Here is a 21,176-nt window from a genome sequence, read left to right on the forward strand (position 1 = left end):
GGTCTCGCCATGGTTACTCGCTGACGCCGCGACTCAGCAGGACGGTCGCGATGAAGGTCCGGTAGAGCTGCAGCGGGTCATCATTGTGCAAGGCAACGACCTTCTCCTCGCGTCGCTCGACGCCGCGCAGCTCGCAGGCCAGCTCGGCGAAGGCGCCGTTGTGGAAGCGAACGGTCAGCTCGGCGGGCAGCGGAATGCTCGGCAACCGGATGTCGCTCAGCCGGGCGAGCGCACGGCGGGCACCGTCGTGAATCAGCTCCCGGGCCTGCTCCGGATGCACCGACAGGGCAGCGTTGTGCGACACCGAGTCCTTCACCACGACCGATTCGATGTCCGGACAGAACGCCTGTGCCTCGTCGATCGTCACCCGGTCGCCAGAGATCAGTACGACGGGAACGCCGTACGCCAGCGCGACGAGCGCGTTGATCCCGGCCTCACCGGTGATCGCGCCGTTCAGCCGGACCTCGGCGATCGCCCGCGGGTTGTAGGTGTGATGCAGCACCGACGACGTCGACCCCGCCGACCCGTGGTACGAGACGAAGAACGCGGCGTCGAACGAGTCGTCGAGGCCCTGCATCATGTACAGCGGCTTGTGCTTCCCGGACAGGTAGCTCGCGCGGCCGTGCAGTTCGTCCGGGCGCAGGTTCTGCATCGTCGAGTGCGAGTCGTTCACCAGGAACTCGGTCCCGCCCGCGGCCAGCGCGCCGTCGATCGCGGCATTCACCTCGGCCTGCAGTTGACCCCGGTAGTACTCGTACTCCGGCCCGGGTCCGCGACACTGGCTCCAGTCGACGACCCCCGCCGTACCCTCCATGTCTGTCGACAAGAAGATCTTCATCTACCGCACCATACAAGGCCGTTTCGGGTCGAACTCCCAGTCCTCGACCAGGTACTGCATCGCGATTGCGTCGTTGCGCGCCCCGAGGCCGTGCTTCAGGTACAGCTCGTGCGCGGCCGCCAGCGCGTCGCGGTCGAGTTCGACTCCGAGCCCCGGTCGTGTCGGTACGGCGATCTCGCCGCCGGCGATCTGCAGCGGGTCCTTGGTCAGGGCCTGCCCGTCCTGCCAGATCCAGTGCGTGTCGAGCGCGGTGATCTCACCCGGCGCGGCCGCGCCGACGTGCGTGAACATCGCCAGCGAGATGTCGAAGTGATTGTTGGAGTGCGAACCCCAGGTCAGCCCGAAGTCGTGACACAGCTGCGCGACCCGCACCGATCCGGCCATCGTCCAGAAGTGCGGGTCCGCCAACGGGATGTCGACGGCGTCCGTGCGGATCGCGTGCGCGAGCTCGCGCCAGTCGGTCGCGATCATGTTGGTCGCCGTCCGCAGGCCGGTCTGCCGCTTGAACTCGGCCATCGTCTCGCGCCCGGAGAACCCGGACTCCGCGCCGCACGGATCCTCGACATACGCCAGTACGCCGTCCAGCCCCGAGCAGACCGCGACCGCCTCGCGGACCAGCCACGCGCCGTTCGGGTCGACCGTGATGCGCGCCGCCGGGAACCGCTCGTGCAGCGCCCGGACCGCGTCCACCTCGACATGCGGATCGAACACGCCACCCTTGAGCTTGAAGTCGGCAAACCCGTACCGCTCCTGCGCCGCCACAGCCAGCTCGACCACCGCATCAGCCGTCAGAGCCGGCTTCCGCCTGAGCCGAAACCATCCATCCGCACCGCCCTTCTCTGTCCGGTAGGGCAGGTCTGTCCGCGCAACATCCCCCACATAGAACAGGTATCCCAGCACCGGAACCGTGGCCCGCTGCTGCCCGTCACCGAGCAGCTCAGCAACTGGCACGCCGAGATGCTGCCCAAGGAGATCGAGCAGCGCTGACTCGAGCCCCGTCACGGCATGCACCGTCGTCCGGAGGTCGTACGTCTGCAGCCCACGCCCACCACTGTCACGACCTGCGAAAGTGGTGGAGACGATCTGAAGCAGGTGACGGTATCGACCGAGGGACTGGTTGACGAGGAGCGGCGCAGCATCCCGGATCGTGCTGGCGATCCGCTCGCCGCCGGGGACCTCGCCGAGTCCGGTGTTGCCCGAGCTGTCGGTGACGATCACGACGTTGCGAGTGAAGAACGGCCCGTGCGCCCCGCTCAGATTCAGCAGCATGCTGTCGTACCCGGCAACCGGCACGACCTCCACCGAGGTGACTGTCGGCGTCATTTCACCTTCCCGAGCAACTCAGCGAGCTGAGCGAGCTCCTCCTCGCGGAGATCCTGCAGCGGCGGCCGGACCGGTCCCGCGCCGCGTCCGATCACGTTGACGCCGGCCTTCACGATCGAAACGGCGTACCCCTTGGTTCGATCGCGGATGTCCAGGTAGGGAATCACGAACTCCCGAAGCTTCCGGTAGACCGAGTCGCGGTCCTGGGCGATCACGTCGGCGTAGAAGCCGAGGGCGAACTCCGGCACGAAGTTGAAGATCGCCGACGAGTACGTGCTGTACCCGAGCTGCAGCAACGGGAGCGCGAACGTCTCCGCCGTCGGCAGCCCGCCGACGTACGTGAGCCGCTCGCCGACCCGCGCGTACGTCCGCGTCATCTGCTCGACGTTCCCGACCCCGTCCTTGAGGCACACGAAATTCGGATTCCGGTCCGCGAGCTCCGCAACCGTCACGTCATCGAGGATGGCGTTCGCCCGGCTGTAGACCGTCACCCCGAGGCCCGTACTGCGGCACACCGTCGACACATGCTCGATCAAACCACGCTGACCCGCCTCGGTCAGGTACGGCGGGAACAGCAGCACCCCGTCCGCACCCGCCGCCTCCGCCGCCTGGGCGCCCGCCACCGCGGAGGCGGTCCCACCGGTCGCCGGCGCGATTACCGGGACCCGCCCGTCCACCTCCGAGACAGCCGTCCGTACGACGGTGTCGATCTCGGCCGGTGTCAGCGAGAAGCCCTCGCCGGTCCCGCCCGCGGCGAACAAGCCTGCGACGTCGTACTGGCTCAGCCAGGACAGGTGCTCGCGGTACCCGGCCTCGTTGAAGCTGAGGTCCGCGTGGAAGTGCGTCACGGGAAACGAGAGCAGGCCGGTCTTGAGCTGCGCGGCGAGTTCGGTGGGGGAGTACCGGGGAGAGTCATTGGTCACGCGGTCAGCGTAGGAACGTCGGTGGATACCTGTCCAAGATCGATTTTGGATCTAATGATGCTCTGGGAGCATCGTGAGGACGCGCTGCAGGACGGGGCTGGTCGCATCCCGCCGCCAGATCGCGTGCAATTCGACCGCCTCGACAGGTCCGCCCGGTCCGGCCAGGTCGCAGTACGTCACGCCCTCGACGCCGAGGTGCCGCGCCGACGCCGGTACGAGCGCGACCCCGCGACCCGCGGCGACCAGCAATATCACCGTGAGGATCTGCTGCACCCGCTGCTCGATCCGCGGGTGCGACTCGGCGAGGAACCGGACGGTCAACTCGTGGAAGTACCGGGCCTGGGTCGGCGAGTAGCTGATCACCTGCTCCCCGCTGAAGTCCGCGGACGTCAACGGCCGGCCGAGCGCGGCGAGCCGGTGGTTGCCGGGAACAACAGCGCACAACGGTTCGCGGAACACGATCCGGGAGTCCAGTACGTCGGAGTCGAACGGCGGCCGCCCGAGCCCGAGATCCAGCTCGCCGCGCAGCAGCCCGTCGATCTGCGCGGGCGTGACCCGCTCGTGCAGGATCACGTCGACGTCCGGCAGTTCCTCGGACAGCCGGCGCAGCAGCGGCCCGAGCGTCCGGATCGCCGACGTGGCCGTGAACCCGAGCCGCAGCGTCCCCGCGGCGCCCTGGTCCACCCGGCGCGCGAGATCGCCCGCGGTCTCGACCAGCGCGAGCAGCCGGCGTGCCTCGGTGAGGAACGCCTCCCCGGCCTCGGTCAGCTCGACCTTGCGGTTGTCGCGTTCGAGCAGCCGCGCACCGACGGCCCGTTCGAGCTTCTGGACCTGGCGGCTGAGCGGTGGCTGGGTCATGTTCAGCCGTTCGGCCGCCCGTCCGAAGTGCAGCTCCTCGGCGACGGCGACGAACGCACTCAGCTGGTCGAGCGAAAACATGATGCAGGAAAGGTATCACTCGATGCCACATCGGCCTTGGACACGCATGATCCAGCCTCCCTACGCTCACGCAATCGAGGGCCGGGCCCACTCTCCGTGGAGGAGGAATCCGATGCTGTTCAAGCTCAACCGCCGCGTCCTGGTGACGGCGGTCAGTGCTTCCCTTGTCCTGGCAGGCTGCGGTGGGGTCAAGACGACCTCCAGCGGCGGCAAGGGTGACTATCCGACCGGCAACATCCAGATGAGCGTCGGTGCTTCTCCGGGCGGCAGCACCGACCTGATCACGCGAGCGATCGCGGAGGGGATCGGCAAGGAGCTCGGCGTCTCGGTGCCGGTGGTCAACAAGCCCGGTGCGAACGGCGCGCTGAACGCCAAGGAACTGCAGGCCGCGAAGCCGGACGGCTACAAGATCGCGGTCCAGAACGCGTCGCTGTTCACCATCACGCCGCTCGCGGTGTCGGCCAACGAGGTGGTGAAGCTCGACGACTTCGACCTGCTCGGCGGCATCTCGCAGGACGACTACGTGCTGATCGCGCCGGTCGGCTCCGGGTACAAGACGATCGCCGACCTGAAGAAGGCCGGCAAGAACGTCAAGTACGGGACCACCGGTGTCGGCACCGGCGCGCAACTTGCGTCCGCGTTGACGTTCAAACAGGCCGGCATCCCCGCAACCGACGTACCGTTCGACGGTGGTGCTCCGGCGCTGACCGCGCTGCTCGGCAGTCAGGTCGACGTGGCAACGATCCAGGTCGGCGACAGCATCGAGCAGATCAAGGCGAAGAAGGTCGTCCCGCTCGCGGTCTTCTCGGCCGAGCGGATCAAGTTCCTGCCCGACGTGCCGACCGCCAAGGAGCAGGGGTACGACGTCGTGGTGTCGCAGTACCGCTTCCTCACGGCGCCGAAGGGTACGCCGGACGACGTCAAGACCAAGCTGGCCGACGCCGCGAAGAAGACCTACGCGACCGACGCGTACAAGAAGTTCAACGACGCGCACTGCCTGACGCCGATCGAGGTGCCGCCGGACGAGGTGCGGAAGATCCTCGACGGGTACGCGACGAAGTACAAGGCCCAGCTCGACCAGTTCGGGATCTCGCTGGCGGCCAAGAAGTGAGTGAGGCCGCTCTGCTCGAGGAGCTCGCCGAGGATCGCCCGCCGCACGCGGGGCCGTGGTCCCAGCTCGGGGCCGCGGTCGTCGCCGCTGTCGTCGGTATCGCTGGAGTGATCGGGTCGCTCGCCCTCGGGCTGGGTCGGTTGACCCAGCCCGGGCCGGGCCTGTGGCCGTTCGTGGTCTGCGTGGTCGTGACCGTGCTGTCGATCATCCTTGCGCTGGTCGGCCGGCACGGGACGGACACCGAGAAGTTCTCGCGGTCGAGTGTGCAGACCGCGGTCGCCGTACTGACGCTGGTGGTCTTCGCGTCCGTGCTGCCGTTGATCGGGTTCGAGATCCCGTCGTTGCTGCTGACGTTCGTGTGGCTGCGGTTCCTCGGCAAGGAGACCTGGGTCTCGGCGGTCGCGATCAGCGTGGGCACGGTCGCCGCGTTCTACGTCCTCTTCGTGCTGCTGCTGCAGATTCCGCTGCCCAGGTTGATCTGATGGGCGGCCTGATCGATGGCTTCGGCGTCGTCCTGGAGCCCGCCAATCTCCTCTACTGCCTGATCGGCGTCGTGATCGGCATGCTGATCGGCGTCCTCCCCGGGCTCGGCCCGGCCGCGACGATCGCGATCCTGCTGCCGATCACGTACGGCGTGGAGCCGGTGTCGGCGATCATCATGCTGGCCGGCATCTTCTACGGCGCGCAGTACGGCGGCACCATCACGTCGGTCCTGCTGCGGCTGCCCGGCGAGGCGTCCTCCGTGGTCACGGTCTTCGACGGCTACGCGCTGGCCAAACAAGGACGAGCTGGTACGGCGCTCGGCATCGCGGCGATCGGGTCGTTCATCGGCGGCACGGTGTCGATCATCGGACTGACCCTGCTCGCTCCGGTGGTCGCGAGCGTGGCGCTCGACTTCGGTCCGCCGGAGTACGCCGCCCTGTCGTTGTTCGGCGTACTGCTGGTGGCGACCGTGGGGAACGGCAGCCGGTTGAAGGCGGTGATCGCCGCGGGGCTCGGGTTGCTGCTGGCAACGGTCGGGCGGGACACGTTCACCGGAGCGAGCCGGTTCACGTTCGACAGCCTGAACCTTGCCGACGGCATCGACTTCGTGCCGATCGCGATGGGCCTGTTCGGGCTCGGCGAGATCCTCTACAACCTCGAGGAACGCCATCACAAGGTGCAGGCGCCGGTCGCGGTGGCGAACGCCTGGCCGTCCCGGGCCGACCTGCGGCAGTCGCGTGGGGCGATCGCCCGCGGCTCGGTGATCGGCTTCGTGCTCGGCGTACTGCCCGGTGGTGGCGCGACGCTGTCGTCGTTGGTCGCGTACGCGGTGGAGAAGCGGCGGGCGAAGGAGCCCGAGCGGTTCGGTCGCGGTGCGGTCGAGGGGGTCGCGGCGCCGGAGACGGCGAACAACGCGGCCGCCACCTCGTCGTTCATCCCGCTGCTGACGTTGGGGATCCCCGCAAACGCGACGATGGCGCTGATGTTCGGTGCACTGCTGATCCAGGGCATCGCGCCCGGTCCGCAACTGGTGACCGAGCACCCGGACCTGTTCTGGGGCGTGATCAACTCGATGTACCTCGGCAACATCCTGCTGCTGATCATGAGCATTCCGCTGGTCGGGGTGTTCGTGAAGATCCTCAAGGTGCGTCCCGCCGTCCTCGCGCCGATCACGGTGCTGATCACGCTGCTCGGCGTCTACACGGTGGCGAACCAGGTGTTCGATATGTTCCTGGTGATCGTGTTCGGCGTCCTCGGCTACCTGATGAAGAAGTTCGGGTTCGAGCCGGGACCGCTGGTGCTCGCGTTCGTCCTGGGTAGCGTGATGGAGACCGCGGTCCGGCAGTCGCTGCTGATCTTCGGCGGCAACCCGATGGGCTTCTTCACCCGGCCGATCTCCGGCACGGTCCTCGCGGCGCTGATCGTCGTCCTCGCACTGCCCGGTGTCCGGCTGCTGGTACGTCGACGCAAAGAGAAGGAACTCGTATGAGCAAGATCGCCCGCGTCGAACTCACTCCGGTCGCGTTCGCGGACCCGCCGCTCCTCAACGTGGTCGGCGTCCACGAACCGTTCGCGCTGCGGACGATCGTCCAGGTGTGGACGGACGACGGGCTGGTCGGGCTGGGGGAGACGTACGCCGCCGACGACCATCTAGTACGGATGCGCGCCGTCGCCGACGTACTGCCCGGGCTGGACATCTTCGACGTCAACGGGCTGCGTCAGCGGGTGAGCGATGTACTGACCAGTGGTGGTGGGGCTCAGGTGGGCGGGATGCTCAACCTGCAGGACCCGGTCGACGTGGTGTTGTCGCCGTACGAGGTCGCGCTGCTCGACCTCCAGGGCAAGCAGTTGGGGCTCCCGGTGGTGGACCTCCTCGGCGGGGCGGTCCGGGACGAGGTGCCGTTCAGTGCGTATCTGTTCTACAAGTGGGCCGCGCATCCAGGTGGTGAAGCGGACGCGTGGGGCGAGGCGGTCGATCCGGACGGGATCGTGCGGCAGGCCGAGAAGATGATCGGCGAGTACGGGTTCACGGCGATCAAGCTGAAGGGCGGTGTGTTCCCGCCGGCGCAGGAGGCCGAGGCGGTGCGGGCGCTCGCCGAGGCGTTCCCGGAGCACCAGCTGCGGATCGATCCGAACTGTGCGTGGACCGTGGACACGTCGGTGCAGGTCGCTCGGGAGCTCAGCGGCGTACTGGAGTATCTGGAGGATCCAACGCCCGGGATCGACGGTATGGCGACCGTCGCGCAGCAGACTGAGATTCCCTTGGCGACCAATATGTGCGTGATCGCCTTCGCGCACCTGAAGCCGGCGGTGCTCGCGGACGCCGTGCAGGTGGTGTTGTCGGACCATCACTACTGGGGCGGGCTGCGGCGGTCGCAGTTGCTGGCGGGGATCTGCGACACGTTCGGGATGGGGTTGTCGATGCACTCCAACTCGCACCTCGGGATCAGTCTCGCCGCGATGACGCATCTTGCCGCGGCGACGCCGAATCTGACGTATGCCTGCGACACGCATTACCCGTGGAAGACCGAGGACGTGATCAAGCCGGGTGTGTTGGCGTTCGAGTCCGGGAGTGTGCGGGTGCCTCGTGGCCCGGGGCTCGGTGTCGAGCTGGATGTCGACGCGCTGGGCGCTTTGCACGAGCAGTACCTGGCGTGCGGGATCCGCAAACGCGACGACACGACGTACATGCGCACGGTCGATCCGGGGTTCAGCCCTAACACGGCGCGCTGGTAGTTGCACCGGCCAGTCGGTGTCGCGTGCTCGACAGATGCACCCGCATCGCCGCCCGTGCCGCCTCCGGCTCGGACCGCGCGATCGCCGCGCTGATGTTCTCGTGCTCGTGCACCACGCGGGTGAGATGCTCCGGGTCCGACATCTCGTACGCCGGGTCGAGCCGGGTCCGCGGCAGCATGATCATCATCGGCCCGAGCTCCCCGATCAGGTCCCCGTAGAACCGGTTGCCCGAGGCAACGGCCACTTTGAGGTGGAACGCGAAGTCCGCCTCCACCGACCGCCCCGGATCGTCGCCGACCCGCCGGAAATCGTCCAGCGCCCGCTCGATCCCCTTCAGCTGATGGTCGGTACGTCGTACCGCCGCCAGCCCGGCCGCCTCACTCTCGACGCCGATCCGGAAATCCATCAGGTCGAGGACGTCGCGGTGCGACCGCACCTCGCGCAATCCCGGCGTACGCTCCGGGACCTCCAGCACGAACGAGCCACGTCCCTGGAACGTCTCCACCAGCCCGGCGGCCTGCAACCGCGAGACCGCCTCGCGTACAACGGTCCGGCTGACCCCGAACTCCTCGACCAGACCGTTCTCACCCGGGAGCTTCTCGCCCGGCGCGATCCCGCCGCTGAGAATCCGCCGCTTCAGATCCTCAACGATCTGATCCGCGAGACCGCTCACCGGAACTCGCAGCTGTCGACGGTCCAGCGCGCGCACTGTTCGGTCGTCGTGAAGCCGAGGCCCGGCCGGTCGGGGACGAGCATGCGTCCGTCGACCGTCTCCAGACGCTCGTTGAACAAGGGATTCAGCCACTCGAAGTGCTCGACCCAGGGTTCGCGCGGGTACGCCGCCGCGAGGTGCAGATGGATCTCCATCGCGAAGTGCGGCGCGAGCTGCAGACCGTTGTGGTCGGCAAGTGTCGCGAGCTTGAGGAACGGTGTGATGCCGCCGATCCGGGGCGCGTCGGGCTGGATGATGTCGGCCGCGCGCGCCTCGATCAGCCGCACGTGCTCGCCGACGCTGGACAGCATCTCTCCGGTCGCGATCGGGGTGTCGAGCGCTTTGGCCAGCTCGGCGTGGCCTTCCGCGTCGTACGCGTCCAGCGGCTCCTCGATCCAGACCAGACCGAACTGCTCGAGCACCCGGCCGATCCGCAGCGCGGTCGGGCGGTCCCACTGCTGGTTCGCGTCCACCATCAGCGGTACGTCGTCGCCGAGGTGTTCCCGGACAGCGCGGACGCGGTCGAGATCGATCCGGCTGTCGGGCTGGCCGACCTTGATCTTGATCCCGCCGATCCCGTCGGCGAGCGACTTCGACGCCCGCTCCTTCACCTCCTCGATCGGGGCGTGCAGGAACCCGCCTGAGGTGTTGTACGCGCGCACAGAGTCGCGGTGCGCGCCGAGCAGCTTGGCGAGCGGCAGACCGGCGCGCTTCGCCTTCAGGTCCCACAGGGCGATGTCGATCGCGGCGATCGCCTGCGTCGCGACGCCGGACCGGCCGACCGAGGCACCGGCCCACAGCAGCTTGTCGTACACCTTCGCGATGTCGGACGGGTCCTCGCCGATCAGGTTGGCCGCGATCTCCTTCGCGTGCGCGTACTGCGCCGGTCCGCCGGCCCGCTTCGAGTAGCTGAACCCGATGCCGTGCTGGTCCTGCTCGGTCGCGATCTCCGCGAACAGGAACACCACCTCGGTCATCGGCCGCTGCCGCCCGGTCAGCACCTTGGCGTCACTGATCGGCTGGTCGAGCGGGAGGACGACGGACGAGAGCTTCACCTGGCGGATGCGGTCCATGGGCAGTGATCATACAAGTAGTCAACTTGTCCTACAACGGCCTCGTTTGACGTTGCCGTAACACCAGGTGACCGCTGTCGAAACACGACCGGTACAGGCTGCTGCGCGCCGACGGTGCCGACAGTGTGGTCGTGCGCGCCCGCCTGCCGCCAGCTGGGGAAGGAAGCAGTCAATGGACGTTGCGGAGAAGCTGCTCCGGTCGTACGTGGAGATCGACGAGGACGGCGACGGCCGGATCTGGTCCTGGGAGTTGCTCAACACGCTCGGCCGGGCGGGGATCATGCCCGACGATCCGCGAGTACGCGCCGCGCTGGACGGCGTCCGTGACGCCGCTGGCCGGCCGGCGATCACGCCGTACGCCCAACCGGTCCAGCTCGACTTCGACACGTTCGCCGAGGTCGCGCAGCACGGGGTGATCCAGCGAACGCTGACCGGTGACCTCGCGGTCCCCGCAGACGAGTTCGCGGAGTTCGCGCACGCGGTGGAGCGGATCCACGCCGACCTGCTGGACGAGCGGTCCGGCGAGGTCGCGGACTACATCCCCACCTTGCGGGACGCGGATCCGGAGAAGTTCGGGATCGCGATCTGCACCGCCGACGGCCAGGTGTTCTCGATCGGCGACACCGCGGACGAGTTCAGCGTGCAGTCGACGTCGAAGCCGTTCAGCTACGCGATCGCGCTCGAGCAGCTCGGCCCGGAGGAGGTGCACCGCTGGATCGGCCAGGAGCAGAGCGGTGGTCCCTTCAACGATCCCTTGCTGTCGCTCAGTCGGGACGGCAGGCCGCACAATCCGATGATCAACGCCGGAGCGATCGGGACGCTCGCGCTCGTCGACTCCGGCAAGGACCAGTCCGGCCGGCTGGCCACCGTCCAGGACACGTGGAGGGCGATGACGGGCGAGCGGCCGCAGCTGCACGGTGCGACGTTCCTGGCCGAGCGCGACACCGGGTTCGGCAACGTCGCGTTCGCCAACGCGCTGGCGAAGGTGGGGAAGCTCTACGGCGCCGGTCCGACCGATCGGCGTGCCCCGGAAGACGCCACCGAGTTCTACACGATGGTCTGTTCGCTCACCATGAACGCCGAGCGCCTGGCCAAGGCCGGTGCGACGCTCGCGAACAGTGGAGTCGCACCGTTGAGCGGCCAGCAGGTGTTCTCGGAGGAGACTGCCGCGCGGGTGCTGTCGGTGATGGGCCACAGCGGGATGTACAACGACTCCGGACAGTTCTCGAACCAGGTCGGGCTGCCGGCCAAGAGCGGGGTGTCCGGCAACGTCATGATGGTGGTGCCGTCGAAGCGCATGGCCGTTGTGGTGTTCTCACCGCGGCTCGATGCCGTCGGCAACTCGGTGCGTGGGGTCGAGGTGTGCAAGCGGCTGGTCAACGAGTTCGGCCTGCACCCGTACCGCGGCATGAGTGCCGGCCGGGTCGCCGCACACCAGCTCGGCGGCCAGATGAACGAAGCCGACAAGCGCGCTGAGCTGGCGAGCGCCGCCGACCGAGCACTCGGCGGCGTGGCCCGAGCCGGATCGGGCGGTCCTGCGAAGGTCGCGGCCACCGACGGGACGGGCGTGGCGGTGAAGGCCGCCGACACGGAGCGGGCCGGGACTGCCGGGCGCCGGGCGGGACAGCCCGGTCAGCAGCTCTGACCCGGACCCCCAGGCCATCACAAATGAACGGCCCCCGCCACGCTGAGCGTGACGGGGGCCGTGGTGTCGCGATTGTGATGGCCTGGCGGTCGGCTACTCGACGGTGACCGACTTCGCCAGGTTGCGCGGCTTGTCCACGTCGTGGCCGAGGGCGACCGCGGCGTAGTACGCGATGATCTGCAGCGGGATCGTCAGCAGGATCGGGTCCAGCTCGGGCTCGTTCTTCGGTACGACGATCTTCGCCGCGACCCCGTCCGGTACCTCGACGCCCGGGTGCGTGACGACGTACAGCGGACCGGAGCGGGCGCCGATCTCGTGCAAGGCGCCGATGTTGCGGTCGAGCAGCTCGTCGTCGGGGACGATCGCGACGCTCGGCACGTCCGGGGAGATCAGCGCGAGCGGGCCGTGCTTCAGCTCGGAGGTCTGGTACGCCTCGGCGTGCCGGTACGAGATCTCCTTCAGCTTCTGCGCACCCTCACGCGCCACCGGGTACCCGCGGGTCCGGCCGACGAAGAACAGGCTCTCGTGCTTGGCGAGGCGGCCGGCGATCTTGGCCAGCTCCTCCTCCTGGGCGACGATCGCGGCGATGTCCGCCGGCAGCTTCTTCAGGCCCTCGATCAGCCGGCGGCCGTCGGCGGGGGACACGTCCCGGATCCGTCCGAGGTGGATGCCGAGCATCGCGAACCCGACCGCCATGTTGGTCAGCGCCTTCGTCGACGCCACCGAGACCTCCGGGCCGGCGTGCAGGTACACGCCGCCGTCGACCTCACGGGCGATGCTCGAACCGACCGCGTTCACCAGGCCGATCACCCGGCCGCCCTTGCGCTTCAGCTCCTGCACCGCGACCAGGGTGTCGAGGGTTTCACCGGACTGCGACACCGCGACGTACAGGGTGTCCCGCTCGACCACCGGGTTGCGGTACCGGAACTCGGACGCCGGCTCCGCGTCGGCGGGGATCCGTGCGACCTCTTCGATGAACTGCGCGCCCATCTGACCCGCGTAGTACGCCGAACCGCAGCCGAGGATCTTGACCCGCTTGATCTCCCGCGCCTCGCGGGCGTCCATGTTCAGGCCGCCGAGGTGCACGGTGTGGAAGCGCTCGTCCAGACGCCCCCGGATGACCCGGCCGACCGCGTCCGGCTGCTCGTGGATCTCCTTCATCATGAAGTGCTCGTGCAGGCCGCGCTCGAACTCCTCGGCCTCCCACTCGACCGTCTTCGCGGTCTTGGTGGTCGGGGAGGCGTCCTGGGTGAAGGTGCGGTAGCCGTCGGCGCGGACCGTGGCCAGCTCGCCGTCGTCCAGGTAGACGACCTGGCGGGTGTAGCGGATCAGCGCGGCCGCGTCGGAGGCGATGTGCATCTCGCCGTCGCCGATGCCGAGGATCAGCGGGCTGCCGTTGCGGGCGACCACGATCCGGTCCGGGAAGTCCAGGTCGATCACCGCGATGCCGTAGGTGCCCTCGATCCGGCGCAGGGCGGCCATCACCTTCTCCTCGAGGGTGGCGCCGTCGGCCTGCTCGATCAGGTGCGCGAGCACCTCGGTGTCGGTCTCCGAGCGCAGCTTGACGCCGGCGTCCTCGAGCTGCGCGCGGATCGCGCCGGCGTTGTCGAAGATGCCGTTGTGCACGACCGCGATCCGCTCGTTGCCGCTGGCGTGCGGGTGCGCGTTGTCCTTGCTCGGGCCGCCGTGGGTGGCCCACCGGGTGTGGCCGATGCCGAGCTTGCCGCCGAAGCGCTTCGGCAACGACGCCTCCAGCTCACGGACCCGGCCGGCGTCCTTGTGCACCTTCAGCTCGCTGGACCCGAGTACGGCGACGCCCGCCGAGTCGTAGCCCCGGTACTCGAGCCGGGCCAGTCCGTCCACCAGGATGGGCGCGGCCGGCTTGGTGCCGACGTACCCGACGATTCCGCACATGTGTTCATGCCTTTCGGAGGTTGTCGTTCAACAGACCCGGGTCAGCCGTAGACGATCCGTCGAAGCTGGCGGGCGGAGAGTTCGGGTGAGCGGACCGGCCAGTGCCGGAGCTCGGTGCCGAGGCGGGCGAAGATCTCGTCGTTGCGGGCGCCGTAGGTCTGCAACTCACGGTGCCGGCGCCGGACGTACTCCTCGGTCGTCTCGGTGAAATAGGCCAGGACGTCGGCGACCACGCGCCGCGCGACATCCGCCGACAGTCCGGTCGTGCGGCTGACCTGATCGGCCAGCTCGTCGACCGGCTCCACGGCCGCCGCCTCACTGATCACTCGCCCACCATGCAGTGTTTCCGGGGTCAGCGCCAAGCATCTGCCCGAAATCGGGCAAAATACCTGCTTTGTCAGTAGTTGGATCAGGGGCTAGAACAGGCGGAGGACGTCGGACTCCATGCCGCGGAGGGCGTCGTAGTCGACGGTGAGGCAGTCGAGGCCGCGGTCGGTGGCGAGGAACTGCGCCTGCGGCTTGATCAGCTGGGCGGCGAAGATCCCGCGGACCGGGGCCAGCAGGGGGTCGCGGTTGAGGAGTTCGACGTACCGAGTGAGCTGTTCGACGCCGTCGATCTCGCCGCGGCGCTTGATCTCGACCGCGACGTGCTTGCCGTCGGCGTCGCGGAGCAGCAGGTCGACCGGGCCGATCGCGGTCGGGTACTCCCGGCGTACCAGCGTCCAGCCCTCGCCGAACGTGTGGACGTGCTCGGCGAGCAGCTCCTGCAGGTGCGCCTCGACGCCGTCCTTGATCAGGCCCGGATCCGTCCCGAGCTCGTACGCCGTGTCGCTGTGCACCTCCTCGATGGTGATCCGCAGCTCCTCACCAGCCTTGTTGGTGACGCTCCAGACCCCTTCGTCCTCCGTCAGCTTGCACGGCGGCGACATCCAGTTCAGCGGTTTGTACGACCCGCCGTCGGCGTGGATCAGCACCGACCCGTCCGCCTTCACCATCAGCAGCCGAGGCGCCATCGGCAGATGAGCCGTCAGCCGCCCCGAGTAGTCAACAGAACACGTAGCAATCACCAAGCGCACGAGAAAGCACGGTAGTGCACCGGGGCTACGGAGTGGGAAGGTGGTGAGCATGATGCCGAAGGTGAGCGACGAGGCGGTCGCGGCGTACGACGCGGTTGCGGCCGGGCTCGAAGGGGCCGGAGTGGTCCGCGGCAGCATGTTCGGGATGCCGTGCCTGAAGATCGGCAAGAAGGTGCTCGCCGGGATGTACGGCGACGCGATGACCTTCAAGCTCCCGCCCGAGCCGCGGGAGAAGGCGCTGGCGGTCCCGGGTGCGGAGCAGTTCGATCCGGGGATGGGTCGGCCGATGAAGGAGTGGGTAAGGATCCCGCTCGACCAGTCCGGCGTCTGGCCGGACTACGCCGCCGAGGCCCTGGAGTACGTCGATCGATGAATCTCATGTGTCCCGCCCGGATCCTGCTGCTGCCCGGTGACGTCCAGGACGCGGTGGTGGGTGAGCGGGTCGTGCAGGTGTACGCCGGGCCGTTCGAGGCGGCCGCGGGCGCTCGGTTGGCCGAGGCGCTCGCGGTGCGGTTGACCGTCGTACCCGAGCTGACCCAGCAGCCGGCCGCCGAGCTGCAGTCGATCGCGGACCTGCATCGCGGCGAGACCGTCGTCGTCCTCGGGCTGGACCTCGGCCTCAAACTGCCCGCCGTCGTCGAGCACACCGGCGACGGCTGGACCCGGGTCGCCTCGGACAACGAGCTCACGCTCGCGGCGTACGAGCAGGCCGCCGGCAAGTTCCGCGACTCGATCCCCAAGGACCCCAACCGGCTGCTGATCGATCTGCTCGCCGAACGCCTCGCACCGGGCGGACAGGTGCTCGAGCTCGGCAGCGGTACCGGAAAGGACGCGATCGAGTTGGAGAGCCGCGGGTACGTCGTACGCCGTACCGACGCGACGCGGGCGTTCGTCGACATGATGCGATCCGACGGGTACGCCGCCGACCTGTTGAACGCGATCACCGACGACTTCGGCGGCCCGTACGACGCGGTGTACGCGAGCGCGGTGTTCCTGCACTTCGATCGCGCCCAACTGGCCGACGTACTGCGGAAGGCGGCCCGTTCCGCGCCGATCCTCGCGTTCGCGACCCGGGAGGGCAAAGGCGAGGAGTGGTCGAACCGGCACCTGGACCTGCCACGGCATTTCGTTCTGTGGCAGGAAGATCCGCTCCGTGAGCTGCTGACCGCGACCGGGTGGACGGTTGCGCGGCTGGAACGCGGTGACTCGAAGATCGGCACCTGGTTCCAGATCCTGGCGACGCGCTCGTGATCCGGGGCGGCGTCGTACTGCTCGGCGAACACGGGATCGCCGCGATCGAGCGGATACGCGACGGGCGGACGTACCACGTGCTGCCCGGCGGTCAGGTCGAGGACGGCGAGAGCCCGGCGGAGGCCGCGCGCCGGGAGGCTCACGAGGAACTCGGCCTGCTGGTGAAGATCCGCGCTGCACCGGACCCGTGGTGGCTGCTCGACGGCTGGATGGCGACTCCGGTCGTCATCGACGAGGGTGTGTGAGGTTGACCTCGCCGGTGACCCAGCTCATGGGCGGACCAGCACTCGGACTGGCATAGTGCACAGCATGGCTCGGGAATTGACGACGGTGGGTGTGGTGGGTCTCGGCACGATGGGCGCCGGGATCGCCGAGGTGTTCGCGCGCAACGGCCTGACGGTCGTCGGTGTCGAGCGTGACGAGGAAGCAGTCGAGCGCGGCCGCGGGCACATCCAGCACTCGACCGACCGGGCCGTGAAGCGCGGCAAACTGTCGGTCGAGGACCAGCAGGCGTTGTTCGACCGGGTCACGTTCGCCACCTCGCTGGAGGCGCTCGCGGACTGCGACCTGGTGATCGAGGCCGTCGTCGAGCGGCTCGAGTTGAAGCGCGAGATCTTCGCCGCGCTGGACAAGGTCGTCCGCGAGGACGCGATCCTGGCGACCAACACCTCGTCGTTGTCGGTCACCGAGATCTCCGTCGCCACCCAGCGCCCGCGGCGCGTGGTCGGCATGCACTTCTTCAACCCGGCGCCGGTGCAGGAGTTCGTCGAGGTGATCAAGACCGTGGTCACCGAGCCGGACGTGGTCGAGGACGTGCAGGCGCTGGCCCGCCGGCTCGACAAGGTCCCGGTGGTCGCGGCGGACCGGGCCGGGTTCATCGCCAACGCGCTGCTGTTCGGGTACCTGAATCACGCGGTGTCGATGGTCGAGTCGAAGTACGCGACCCGTGAGGACGTCGACGCGGCGATGCGGCTCGGTTGCGGGTACCCGATGGGTCCGCTGGCGTTGCTCGACCTGATCGGCCTGGACACGGCGTACGAGATTCTCGACACGATGTACAAGCAGGGCCGCAACCGGCTGCACGCGCCGGCCCCGATCCTCAAGCAGATGGTGACCGCGGGCCTCCTCGGCCGGAAGACCGGGCGCGGCTTCTACACCTACGAGTCGCCGGACTCGCCGGTCGTGGTCGACGACGAGAACACCCCGGTCGTGTCGGCGGACGGTGTGCCGATCCGCGCGGTCAGGCAGGTCGGCGTCGTCGGCTCCGGCACGATGGCGGTCGGCATCGTCGAGGTCCTCGCCAAGGCCGGGTACGACGTGCTGTACGTCGCCCGCGGTACGGAGAAGGTCGACCGGGTCCGCGGCGTGCTGGAGCGCTCGCTGGAGAAGGGTGTCCAGCGCGGCAAGCTGTCCACGGAGGAGCGGGACGCTGCGCTGCGCCGGGTGACCGGTACGGCGAAGCTCGACGACCTCGCGCAGGCCGACCTGGTGATCGAGGCCGTCGTCGAGGAGCTCAGCGTCAAGCAGGCGCTGTTCGAGACGTTCGACGAGATCTGCAAGCCGGGCGCGATCCTGGCGACCACGACGTCGAGTCTGCCGGTGATCGACCTGGCGATGGCGACCAAGCGGCCGAGTGACGTGGTCGGGCTGCACTTCTTCAACCCGGCGCCGGTCATGCAGCTCGTCGAAGTGGTGAGCACAGTCAGCACGTCCGCCGACGTCGCCGACACGGTGGCCGCCGTGGCCGTTGCCGCAGGCAAGCACCCGGTGCGCTGCGGCGACCGGGCCGGCTTCATCGTGAACGCGCTGCTGTTCCCGTATCTCAACGATGCGGTCCGGATGCTCGAGGCGCACTACGCCGGTGTCGACGACATCGACGCCGCGATGAAGCTCGGCTGCCGCCTGCCGATGGGCCCGTTCGCCCTGCTCGACGTGGTCGGGCTGGACGTCTCGCTCGCCATCCAGCGCACCTTGTACCTGGAGTTCCGCGAGCCCGGCTTCGCCCCTGCTCCGCTGCTGGAGCACCTGGTGACGGCCGGCTACCTCGGCCGCAAGACGGGTCGCGGCTTCCGCGACTACTCGAACTGAGCCGCTACGCTGGCTCCATGCCGGAGGAGCCGAAAAAGCACATCACAGAGGCGCTAGGTGGCCAGTTCATCCCTCCACTGAGCCACGCGGAAAGGAAGGAACGCGAGCGCGTCTACAACCTGATCCGCGGTGTGCTGACGTGCTACAACTCGCTGATCGCCCTCGAGACCGATGAGGCCCGGAAGTCCGAGCTCGAGGCGAAGCGGACGTTCTACACCGACGAGTTCCGCCGGCACGTGGGTATGACGGACGCGGAGCGGGCCGACGTACTGCGGACCTATCCGGGCGTCTTGTCCCAACTGCGAGCAGAACTCGGCGAATGAACGACCTCGCGCTGACGTCGGCCGAGTCCGCAGCGGTCGTCGACCAGCGGTTGGCCGAGATCACGCCAGGGGAGCGACCCACGCGGGCTCCCGGCGTCCGGCCGTTGGCCGTGCTGATCGGCGGGCAGCCGGCCGCGGGCAAGTCGACCGCACAACGGCTCGTCCAGCGCTCGCTCGGTGAGCAGACGACCGCGTCGTACGACTTCGACGAGAACGCCGAAGCACATCCGCGGTACCGCGCGATCCTGAGCAAGGGGCGGATCGACGCGCATCGGGACGTCCACGAGAGCCTGCCGCCGGATCTGCATCGGCGCTGCATCGATCACTTGACCAAAGGTGAGACGCAGTACGACGTCGTCGCGAGTGCACCGCTGTCGTGGGAGGCGGGAGCGAAGCCGTGGGTGGATGGCTTCGCCAACCAGGGATACCGCGTCGCAGTGGTCTATGTCGCGACCAACGACGCGAACAGTCTGCTCGGCGTGGCGGAGCGGTACCAGGAAGCTGTGGATGCCAACGGCGTCGGCCGGTGGGTGGATCCGCGGCTGCATGATCAGGCGTACCGGGGCGCGCCGGATGCGGCGCATGCGCTCGAGTCGCAGGCGTACGTCGACGACATCTACGTCGTCGACCGGGACGGGAACGTAGTGTTCGAGAACCACCGCTTGCCGGACGGGACCATGGAGCGGGAGCCCGGGGCGCGGCAGGCGATCATCGACGAGCGCGACCGCCCGCCGACGCCGGCCGAGCAGGAGCAGTTCCGGCAGACGGCGATGGGACTGCTCCGGCACGAGCCCGAGGTGGCCGAACCGGTGCGGGACGCGGTCAGCGAAGCGATGATGCGGGAGGCGGCGCGGGCCTCGCCCGAGGACCACGGCCGCGAACCCGCACCGGATCAGCGGATCGACGCCCGCCTCGCCGCCACCCAGCGCGTCGCAGGGTCCGGGATCGCCCCGGCGAGCGGGATCACGGCGCCGGACACTGCATCCGGCGCACGCGGCGGTTCGGGCAGCACCCCGACGGGCCGAGGTCACACCCGCGACCGCTGAGCCTGGCGCCGGACCACCTGCTCGTCCTCGGCGGCGGCTGTCGAAGGGGGCGGGTTTACGGCTCGGCCTGGGCGTAGTCGCCGCAGGGGCCGCCGCCGATGGCTTCGGGGAGGACTGTTTCGCGGCGGTCGGGGCGGACCAGGGGGTTGTAGAAGGCTGCGATCTCCACACTGTCCTCCGGGATGTAGTGGAAGATCAGCGACCGCCGGAAGCGGTCGTCGGTGGAGTTCGGGCGGGAGCCGTGGACGACGCTGCCGTGGAAGAAGAGGACGTCGCCGGCCTTCATCTTCGTCTGCACCTTGCTGAGGCCGTCCGGCACCGGGACCTCGACGCTGGTGAAGGATTCGGTCAGGTCGGCCGGCTCGGGGCAGACCAGTTCGGTCTTGTGCGAGCCCGGGACGACTGCCAGCCCGCCGTTGTCCGCGTCCACGTCGTCGACCGCGATCCAGGCCGCGAGACAGGTCTCCGGGTCGGCGCGCAGGAACGTGTTGTCCTGGTGCAGCGCCTGCCCGCGGGCGCCCGGCGGCTTGAAGTAGAACATCGACTGAGCGCCGAGCGCGGGGCCGATCAGCGCCTGGACGACATCGAGGATCCGGTCGTCGAGCATCAGCTCCATGGAGACCTTGCCGACCTCGGTGTCGCTCGCCCGGTGCGGGTGCACGAACCGCGGGTACTTCGCCAGCGGATCGTCGTCCGGTACGCCGTCGTCGATGGCGAGCGAGTGATCGACGGCGACCTGCTCCATGAAGACTGTCTTGATCCGCTCGACCTCGGCGGGTTCGAGCAACTGGGGGACCTGGACGATGCCGTCCCGCTGGTAGATGTCCACGACTGTCATGTGTCCAGGATGCGGCGGCCGAGGCGCGGGCAGCGATACGCTATCGAGCTGTGAACCTTCGATATCCTGCTGAGGCACCGCATCCGGTGGTTCGTCGGCTGGTGACCGGTGAGTTCGACGAAGGCCCTGAGTACGCGACGTATCGGCGGCGCGGAACGACCGATTGGCTGCTGGTCCTGACCCTCGACGGCCAGGGACGATTCGGTCAGGTCGCGGCCGCGCCGGGCAGCGTCACGCTGGTCCGTCCGCGCACCGTGCACGACTATGCCACGGTCGGTGACCGCTGGCATTTCCGGTACGCGCACATGCACCCGAAGCCGGACTGGCTGCCGCTGCTCGATTGGCCGGAAGTTGCTCCCGGCATCGTTCAGCTCCATCCCGCCGGACCGACCTTCGAGCGCATCGCCGACCACCTGCGCGACGCCGTACGGCATCAACACAGCGTCCTGCCCCAGGCCGAGCAGCTCAGCGCGAACTCGCTGGAAGCGGCGCTGCTGTGGTGCGACACCCAGAACCCGAAGGCCGTGCAGATCGACGATCGCCTGTTGCGCGCGATCGAGCTGATCGACCAGGACCTCACCGCGAGTCTCGACGTACCGCGGCTGGCTCGTGCCGTGAATCTGTCGGTGTCACGCTTCGCGCACCTGTTCCGCGAGCAAGTCGGTGTCACGCCGCAGCAGTTCGTCGAACGCCGTCGCCTCGACGCCGCCGCCCGCCTCCTCGAACTCACCGGCCGGCCGGTAGCCTCGGTCGCCGCCCAGGTCGGATACGCCGACCCGCTCTACTTCTCCACCCGCTTCCGTCTGCACACTGGATCCAGCCCCACGGCGTACCGCAAGAGGTCTTAGAGTTCTGCG

General features: G+C 68.6%; 22 protein-coding genes. 12 read left to right on the plus strand and 10 right to left on the minus strand.

What is annotated here, in order from left to right; genetic code table 11:
* Positions 1-13 precede the first annotated feature (13 nt).
* From EV651_RS27450 to EV651_RS27465, 4 genes are read right to left on the minus strand one after another with little or no spacing between them, the layout of a single operon-like run.
* Complete coding sequence (locus EV651_RS27450; protein WP_133788130.1) at positions 14-838, minus strand: M55 family metallopeptidase; 825 nt, start codon at positions 836-838, stop codon at positions 14-16.
* Positions 839-2,161 (minus strand): enolase C-terminal domain-like protein, encoded by a 1,323-nt coding sequence (locus EV651_RS27455; RefSeq protein ID WP_133788131.1) that lies wholly within the window; start codon positions 2,159-2,161, stop codon positions 839-841.
* On the minus strand, positions 2,158-3,084 hold the full coding sequence (gene kdgD, locus EV651_RS27460) for a 5-dehydro-4-deoxyglucarate dehydratase (RefSeq protein WP_133788132.1): 927 nt from the start codon (positions 3,082-3,084) through the stop codon (positions 2,158-2,160). The genes EV651_RS27455 and kdgD overlap by 4 nt, the downstream gene beginning before the upstream one ends.
* 51 nt (positions 3,085-3,135) lie before the next feature.
* A complete protein-coding gene (locus tag EV651_RS27465) occupies positions 3,136-4,023 on the minus strand; it encodes a LysR family transcriptional regulator (protein WP_133788133.1) in 888 nt (295 codons plus the stop codon).
* Positions 4,024-4,135: 112 nt separating this feature from the next.
* On the opposite strand from EV651_RS27465, the gene EV651_RS27470 reads away from it, so the two are divergent.
* Genes EV651_RS27470 through EV651_RS27485 form a run of 4 tightly spaced genes read left to right on the plus strand, consistent with a single transcriptional unit; the run spans position 4,136 to position 8,353 of the window.
* Positions 4,136-5,134, plus strand: a complete 999-nt coding sequence (locus EV651_RS27470; protein WP_133788134.1) for a tripartite tricarboxylate transporter substrate binding protein — start codon at positions 4,136-4,138, stop codon at positions 5,132-5,134.
* The gene (locus EV651_RS27475) at positions 5,131-5,616 is read left to right on the plus strand and encodes a tripartite tricarboxylate transporter TctB family protein (protein WP_133788135.1); all 486 of its coding nucleotides are present in this window, start codon (positions 5,131-5,133) and stop codon (positions 5,614-5,616) included. The genes EV651_RS27470 and EV651_RS27475 overlap by 4 nt, the downstream gene beginning before the upstream one ends.
* On the plus strand, positions 5,616-7,106 hold the full coding sequence (locus EV651_RS27480; RefSeq protein ID WP_133788136.1) for a tripartite tricarboxylate transporter permease: 1,491 nt from the start codon (positions 5,616-5,618) through the stop codon (positions 7,104-7,106). The genes EV651_RS27475 and EV651_RS27480 overlap by 1 nt, the downstream gene beginning before the upstream one ends.
* Positions 7,103-8,353, plus strand: a complete 1,251-nt coding sequence (locus EV651_RS27485) for a glucarate dehydratase family protein (RefSeq protein WP_133788137.1) — start codon at positions 7,103-7,105, stop codon at positions 8,351-8,353. The genes EV651_RS27480 and EV651_RS27485 overlap by 4 nt, the downstream gene beginning before the upstream one ends.
* On the opposite strand, the gene EV651_RS27490 is transcribed toward EV651_RS27485, so the two are convergent.
* The gene (locus EV651_RS27490) at positions 8,334-9,026 is read right to left on the minus strand and encodes a FadR/GntR family transcriptional regulator (protein ID WP_133788138.1); all 693 of its coding nucleotides are present in this window, start codon (positions 9,024-9,026) and stop codon (positions 8,334-8,336) included. The genes EV651_RS27485 and EV651_RS27490 overlap by 20 nt on opposite strands.
* Positions 9,023-10,138 (minus strand): mandelate racemase/muconate lactonizing enzyme family protein, encoded by a 1,116-nt coding sequence (locus tag EV651_RS27495; protein ID WP_133788139.1) that lies wholly within the window; start codon positions 10,136-10,138, stop codon positions 9,023-9,025. The genes EV651_RS27490 and EV651_RS27495 overlap by 4 nt, the downstream gene beginning before the upstream one ends.
* Before the next feature lie 172 nt (positions 10,139-10,310).
* On the opposite strand from EV651_RS27495, the gene glsA reads away from it, so the two are divergent.
* Positions 10,311-11,783 (plus strand): glutaminase A, encoded by a 1,473-nt coding sequence (gene glsA, locus EV651_RS27500; protein WP_133788140.1) that lies wholly within the window; start codon positions 10,311-10,313, stop codon positions 11,781-11,783.
* 93 nt (positions 11,784-11,876) lie between these two features.
* Here glsA and glmS read toward each other — a convergent pair whose 3' ends face one another.
* The 3 genes from glmS to nucS form a co-directional block, all read right to left on the minus strand.
* Entirely contained in the window at positions 11,877-13,697 is a 1,821-nt protein-coding gene (gene glmS, locus EV651_RS27505) for a glutamine--fructose-6-phosphate transaminase (isomerizing) (RefSeq protein ID WP_133788141.1), read from the minus strand.
* Between the two features lie 41 nt (positions 13,698-13,738).
* Positions 13,739-14,020 (minus strand): hypothetical protein, encoded by a 282-nt coding sequence (locus EV651_RS27510; RefSeq protein ID WP_131292007.1) that lies wholly within the window; start codon positions 14,018-14,020, stop codon positions 13,739-13,741.
* A 93-nt stretch (positions 14,021-14,113) separates the two neighbouring features.
* A complete protein-coding gene (gene nucS / locus EV651_RS27515; RefSeq protein ID WP_130387417.1) occupies positions 14,114-14,773 on the minus strand; it encodes an endonuclease NucS in 660 nt (219 codons plus the stop codon).
* A 49-nt stretch (positions 14,774-14,822) separates the two neighbouring features.
* Here nucS and EV651_RS27520 point away from each other — a divergent pair, with 49 nt between their 5' ends.
* The 6 genes from EV651_RS27520 to EV651_RS27545 all read left to right on the plus strand — a co-directional run bounded on the left by EV651_RS27520 (position 14,823) and on the right by EV651_RS27545 (position 19,481).
* On the plus strand, positions 14,823-15,146 hold the full coding sequence (locus tag EV651_RS27520) for a hypothetical protein (RefSeq protein ID WP_202870535.1): 324 nt from the start codon (positions 14,823-14,825) through the stop codon (positions 15,144-15,146).
* Positions 15,143-16,024 (plus strand): class I SAM-dependent methyltransferase, encoded by an 882-nt coding sequence (locus EV651_RS27525; RefSeq protein ID WP_133788142.1) that lies wholly within the window; start codon positions 15,143-15,145, stop codon positions 16,022-16,024. Before EV651_RS27520 ends, EV651_RS27525 begins: the two co-directional genes overlap by 4 nt.
* On the plus strand, positions 16,021-16,269 hold the full coding sequence (locus tag EV651_RS27530) for an NUDIX domain-containing protein (RefSeq protein ID WP_166658809.1): 249 nt from the start codon (positions 16,021-16,023) through the stop codon (positions 16,267-16,269). The genes EV651_RS27525 and EV651_RS27530 overlap by 4 nt, the downstream gene beginning before the upstream one ends.
* 64 nt (positions 16,270-16,333) lie before the next feature.
* On the plus strand, positions 16,334-18,112 hold the full coding sequence (locus EV651_RS27535) for a 3-hydroxyacyl-CoA dehydrogenase family protein (RefSeq protein WP_133788144.1): 1,779 nt from the start codon (positions 16,334-16,336) through the stop codon (positions 18,110-18,112).
* A 17-nt stretch (positions 18,113-18,129) separates the two neighbouring features.
* Complete coding sequence (locus tag EV651_RS27540) at positions 18,130-18,435, plus strand: hypothetical protein (protein ID WP_133788145.1); 306 nt, start codon at positions 18,130-18,132, stop codon at positions 18,433-18,435.
* On the plus strand, positions 18,432-19,481 hold the full coding sequence (locus EV651_RS27545; RefSeq protein ID WP_133788146.1) for a zeta toxin family protein: 1,050 nt from the start codon (positions 18,432-18,434) through the stop codon (positions 19,479-19,481). Before EV651_RS27540 ends, EV651_RS27545 begins: the two co-directional genes overlap by 4 nt.
* A gap of 55 nt (positions 19,482-19,536) precedes the next feature.
* Here the strand turns inward: EV651_RS27545 and EV651_RS27550 are convergent, their stop codons facing one another.
* A complete protein-coding gene (locus EV651_RS27550; protein ID WP_133788147.1) occupies positions 19,537-20,319 on the minus strand; it encodes a phytanoyl-CoA dioxygenase family protein in 783 nt (260 codons plus the stop codon).
* A gap of 50 nt (positions 20,320-20,369) precedes the next feature.
* Here EV651_RS27550 and EV651_RS27555 point away from each other — a divergent pair, with 50 nt between their 5' ends.
* Positions 20,370-21,167, plus strand: coding sequence for a helix-turn-helix domain-containing protein (locus EV651_RS27555; protein WP_238157226.1), 798 nt, complete (start codon positions 20,370-20,372; stop codon positions 21,165-21,167).
* Positions 21,168-21,176: the final 9 nt, after the last annotated feature.

It is taken from the genome of Kribbella sp. VKM Ac-2571 (assembly GCF_004362255.1).
GTDB classification, from domain to species: Bacteria; Actinomycetota; Actinomycetes; order Propionibacteriales; family Kribbellaceae; genus Kribbella; species Kribbella pratensis.

What these genes read in the sequence shown, in the direction of transcription:
- EV651_RS27465 (WP_133788133.1), bottom strand. Translation starts at nt 4,023, where the DNA reads ATGTTTTCGCTCGACCAGCTGAGTGCGTTCGTCGCCGTCGCCGAGGAG.
- EV651_RS27540 (WP_133788145.1), top strand. Translation starts at nt 18,130, where the DNA reads ATGCCGGAGGAGCCGAAAAAGCACATCACAGAGGCGCTAGGTGGCCAG.
- glmS (WP_133788141.1), bottom strand. Translation starts at nt 13,697, where the DNA reads ATGTGCGGAATCGTCGGGTACGTCGGCACCAAGCCGGCCGCGCCCATC.
- EV651_RS27495 (WP_133788139.1), bottom strand. Translation starts at nt 10,138, where the DNA reads ATGGACCGCATCCGCCAGGTGAAGCTCTCGTCCGTCGTCCTCCCGCTC.
- EV651_RS27550 (WP_133788147.1), bottom strand. Translation starts at nt 20,319, where the DNA reads ATGACAGTCGTGGACATCTACCAGCGGGACGGCATCGTCCAGGTCCCC.
- EV651_RS27525 (WP_133788142.1), top strand. Translation starts at nt 15,143, where the DNA reads ATGAATCTCATGTGTCCCGCCCGGATCCTGCTGCTGCCCGGTGACGTC.
- EV651_RS27520 (WP_202870535.1), top strand. Translation starts at nt 14,823, where the DNA reads ATGATGCCGAAGGTGAGCGACGAGGCGGTCGCGGCGTACGACGCGGTT.
- EV651_RS27455 (WP_133788131.1), bottom strand. Translation starts at nt 2,161, where the DNA reads ATGACGCCGACAGTCACCTCGGTGGAGGTCGTGCCGGTTGCCGGGTAC.
- EV651_RS27485 (WP_133788137.1), top strand. Translation starts at nt 7,103, where the DNA reads ATGAGCAAGATCGCCCGCGTCGAACTCACTCCGGTCGCGTTCGCGGAC.
- EV651_RS27480 (WP_133788136.1), top strand. Translation starts at nt 5,616, where the DNA reads ATGGGCGGCCTGATCGATGGCTTCGGCGTCGTCCTGGAGCCCGCCAAT.
- EV651_RS27450 (WP_133788130.1), bottom strand. Translation starts at nt 838, where the DNA reads ATGAAGATCTTCTTGTCGACAGACATGGAGGGTACGGCGGGGGTCGTC.
- EV651_RS27470 (WP_133788134.1), top strand. Translation starts at nt 4,136, where the DNA reads ATGCTGTTCAAGCTCAACCGCCGCGTCCTGGTGACGGCGGTCAGTGCT.
- EV651_RS27535 (WP_133788144.1), top strand. Translation starts at nt 16,334, where the DNA reads ATGGCTCGGGAATTGACGACGGTGGGTGTGGTGGGTCTCGGCACGATG.
- glsA (WP_133788140.1), top strand. Translation starts at nt 10,311, where the DNA reads ATGGACGTTGCGGAGAAGCTGCTCCGGTCGTACGTGGAGATCGACGAG.
- EV651_RS27545 (WP_133788146.1), top strand. Translation starts at nt 18,432, where the DNA reads ATGAACGACCTCGCGCTGACGTCGGCCGAGTCCGCAGCGGTCGTCGAC.